Below are 2685 nucleotides of genomic sequence, written 5' to 3'. Positions count from 1 at the left end.
CTCTATCTGTGGGTTATTCGGTGCGCTTTGCCTGCCGGGTCGTCGGGGTATCCAGAGCGGCGTACTACAACGCCCGCAAACGCCACCAGAAGCCTGGCGCGGATAAGTACGCCGCTGTGCGTGGTGGTAGACCTCGGGTGTTGCGTATGGATGGTGTTGCGTATGGATAACGGCCCGGAGTTCATCAGCCATGAGCTGACTCAATGGGCAGCCAAGCAAGACACTATCGAAGCGTTCATCCCACCGGGAATGCCCTGGCATAACGGGTTTGTGGAGTCCTTCCACAACCGGCTACGTGACGAGCTGCTAGAAGACGAGATGTTCGACGACCCTGCCCACGCGTCGCACTGCCTGCGACTGTGGTCAGAGCGTTACAATACGCATCATCCTCATTCGAGCCTAGGATTTATCCCACCGACTGAGTACGCCAACCAATGGCACCAAACCCAGCAATGCACTCAAACCGACCGGTCCTAAAAACTAGCCCGGCCCAAAGGTCCTAAAATAGATCTGCCTGTCGCTGGTTAAAATCAGCATTGCTTTTCCGCCTTCAGAACCTTGATAAGGAGTTGATAATGAAACTAAGGCGCACGATATCGATGGCTATTTCACTAGCTCTGTTTTCGAGTTGGACGGGGGTGGCTCACGCGGATGATTTGGCTAATTCTGCTGAAGAATTGACAGTACAGACTCTTGAGCACGCATCTGTGTCCGAGGGAATTGACACCTCGCTTAACGTGAATCTGACCTCCTTGGGCAGCGATATTGTCGCCTCAGAGGAAGCCGGAAATGTCCGGATTTCCAATAATGGGGGTCAGGCTACCGTTGAAGGTAATTCAGGCTCTTTAGTGATTGAAGGTTCGGCTGGGCACACGCTAGATGTTGACGGTCGTGAAATAGCGACAGTAGATGCGGCAGGGTCAAGTAATGTTGATTATGCTGTGACAGTTTCCAACGCTGGTAACGTCCGAGTGCACAGCATTATTGGCGACAAAGACGCTCCAGAGGAATACTCTTATTCTTTCCCAGGTGTCGACGCGATTGTTCTAGATGCTGAGACCGGTGTTGCATTTCTCTTTGCCTATATTGAAGGAGAGCCTGAGCTTGTTGGAGGTGTAGACGCACCATGGGCTCGAGATGCGGATGGGGTGGAAGTTCCTACACATTTCGAAGCCCAAGGCAACGTCTTAACCCAAGTTGTCGAACACAAGTCAGGAAATTTTGCCTATCCGATTACTGCTGATCCTTCATGGTGGGATAACGTGAAGGGCTGGTTCAAGAGTGCAGGATCTTGGGTCGTCGGCAAAGCGAAATCGGCTGCTAACTGGCTTGGCCCGAAAGCAAAGTGGCTTGGTGGTAAAGCTTGGTCAGGTACCAAGTGGGTTGCAGGAAAGGGAAAAATCGTCGCAAAGAAAGTCGGACCTGGTGCACTCGTGTTATGCGCTGTTGGAGCTGGATGGGCTTGGTATAGGTCTGATGCCTCCGGATGGGTTCGGGTCGGAGATGCGGCAGCGGGGTGCTTCTTGTGATGAACTGGCTACGTTTAGTGCGGGATGTTGTTCTGATTTTCTTCGTTCTGCTGATGTTGTCGACGAAGATTTCACAGAGCTGGGATTATTGGTGGGCAGCCTTGGTTGGCACTGTATTCTTGATGCTCCCAGATTTCATCGGTCTGCGCCGAAAAGAAGATAGTCGGAAATAGTTTCTTACTTGAGAGTGTGGGCCCTGCTCAATATGGATAACGTGTTTGTTCCATATTGAGCAGGGCCCCAGCTTCGCACTGTTGGGGAAGAATGGACGCGCTCCACAACAAGGTTTCACCCCTCAAGGTTGATGGCAATTGCGATGCGGAATCAGTCACGGGGTGTGCTGACATGGCGTGAGTTAGATTCCTGCAGGGATGATGTCGTCGATAAACCAGTGCCGCTTAGGGTGGGCGTGTCCGGTGTCGATCAGCCAACACTCCACCAGATCCAGCAGCTGCCCGAACACCATAAGCTCTATCTCGCTACGGGTGAGGTGAAGGTGGGCTAGGCCGATGTAGGTGAGTCTGGTGAAGGTGGCCTCACCACTGGCCTCTAGGTGTCCTTCGCCTAGTCTTTTAGGGTTTGCTCGGCGGTGATTGCTCTCCTCGTGCCGTGCTGGAGCGCGGCGGCGATCGCACCGCGATAATCATTTAAGTCAGCAGGCACCGTGAACAGCCCTACCGTGTCTACCGTCAGCTCCTCACTGGGCTTGCCCGCAAGTTGTTGACGTTTTTCTAAGCGGCTTCCACGAATGGTACCGCGGTTATTAATTCATATTCGACGGGTGTGTGACCGCCGATAGCCGTGTGGATCCGGGTCCGGTTATAAAACACTTCGATCCACTCTGATACTGACTCGTAAACTTCCTTGCGCGTGGCGAAGGCATACCGGTAGAAATGTTCTACTTTCAAGATCGCCCAAAAAGCTTCAGCCATCGCGTTATCCCAGCACACCCCGGTTCGTCCCATTGACATGTGCCCATCAATTCTCTCCATATACTCGCCCATTTCCTTAGGCGTGAACTGAGCACCCCGATCCGCGTGCAACACCAATTTACGTGGCGCGGACCTGACCCCCTGTTGGTGGACATAGGCTAGCCCCGGCGTTCAGCCGGAGAAAGGTAGTCTTCTACCATGTCCCGTAAAACATATTCCGCGCA

3 protein-coding genes are annotated in these 2685 nt (G+C 53.1%); 2 read left to right on the top strand and 1 reads right to left on the bottom strand.

Going from position 1 to position 2685, the window contains the following annotated elements:
• Nucleotides 1-477 (top strand): integrase core domain-containing protein (locus tag BLT47_RS08720; RefSeq protein ID WP_218122571.1); only part of this gene is annotated, 477 nt, incomplete at its 5' end.
• Nucleotides 478-599: 122 nt separating this feature from the next.
• Entirely contained in the window at nucleotides 600-1529 is a 930-nt protein-coding gene (locus BLT47_RS09470; RefSeq protein ID WP_143021836.1) for a hypothetical protein, read from the top strand.
• A gap of 731 nt (nucleotides 1530-2260) precedes the next feature.
• On the opposite strand, the gene BLT47_RS08710 is transcribed toward BLT47_RS09470, so the two are convergent.
• Nucleotides 2261-2521: an IS3 family transposase gene (locus BLT47_RS08710; protein WP_143021835.1), complete on the bottom strand. Its 261-nt coding sequence runs from the start codon at nucleotides 2519-2521 to the stop codon at nucleotides 2261-2263.
• Nucleotides 2522-2685 lie beyond the last annotated feature (164 nt).

Source organism: Actinobaculum suis (assembly GCF_900102025.1).
In the GTDB taxonomy this organism is placed as follows: domain Bacteria; phylum Actinomycetota; class Actinomycetes; order Actinomycetales; family Actinomycetaceae; genus Actinobaculum; species Actinobaculum suis.
This window is presented reverse-complemented; position numbering and strand designations above follow the sequence as displayed.